We start from the raw sequence: 843 nt of genomic DNA, 5'->3' as shown, positions 1-843 counted from the left end.
TAGGGGCTGTATAGAATTCAAATCAGCGGCAGCCAGATAAAGACACAAGCGAGAATTACGGCAGCCTCATAGCTGGCTTTAAGCTTATCATAGCGTGTAGCAATGCCTCTGAAGTGTTTTAACCTAGCAAAGGCGTTTTCTACTAAATGGCGACAACGATATAAGTACCAATCTAGCGTATCGTTATTGCTTTTAGAGTTGGACTTAACGGGTATTACTGACTCAGCACAATGTTCAAAGATACAATCTCTTATGTCGCTACTATCATAGCCTCTGTCTGCTACAACAGCCTTAGTCTCTTTTTTGATGGTACTTTTAATTAAAGCGTTGGCCATTTTAGAATCATGTACTTGGCCTCCTGTCAGCGCCACATGAACAGGGTTACCACAAGCATCAACCATGAGATGTAACTTGCTGCTATTGCCAGCAACGCTGGTGCCGATGGCTTCATCACGACAACTGGCAGCGCCTGTACTGTGCTGATGTGCTTTTACCACGCTACCATCTATAAATAACCATTCACTATCGTAGTCTGCTGTCATTATGGACATCAGTTGTTGCCATTTACCCGTTTTACGCCAATAGCGGTATTGATGATATACGGTAGACCACTTGCCAAAGCAGGTTGGTAAGTCGCGCCATGGACAGCCAATACGTATGCGGTACAACATCGCTTCGACTGTTCGCCTTAGATTGGGCTTGTTATATATGTTAATTTGTCGCAATATATCAGACAGCTTTTGCCATTGTTCATCAGTGAGCATGGTACGAGCCATAAGTAACGCCTTTTCTCTTTGTTGTGGTAAACAAGAGTGTAAGGCGTTGCTTATTTTTTTCAACTAT

Annotated in this window: 1 protein-coding gene; it reads right to left on the bottom strand. The window is 43.1% G+C overall.

Annotated elements, in window-relative coordinates:
- Nucleotides 1-17 precede the first annotated feature (17 nt).
- The gene (locus EI164_RS16515) at nt 18-776 is read right to left on the bottom strand and encodes an IS5 family transposase (protein WP_101767593.1); all 759 of its coding nucleotides are present in this window, start codon (nt 774-776) and stop codon (nt 18-20) included.
- Nucleotides 777-843 lie beyond the last annotated feature (67 nt).

The organism is Psychrobacter sp. FME13 (assembly GCF_014861395.1).
In the GTDB taxonomy this organism is placed as follows: Bacteria; Pseudomonadota; Gammaproteobacteria; order Pseudomonadales; family Moraxellaceae; genus Psychrobacter.
Note: the sequence above shows the minus strand (reverse complement) of the source record. Positions and strands in the feature narration are given on the sequence as shown.

Excerpts from the sequence above, each read along its gene's own strand:
- EI164_RS16515 (WP_101767593.1), bottom strand. The coding sequence starts at position 776 with ATGGCTCGTACCATGCTCACTGATGAACAATGGCAAAAGCTGTCTGAT.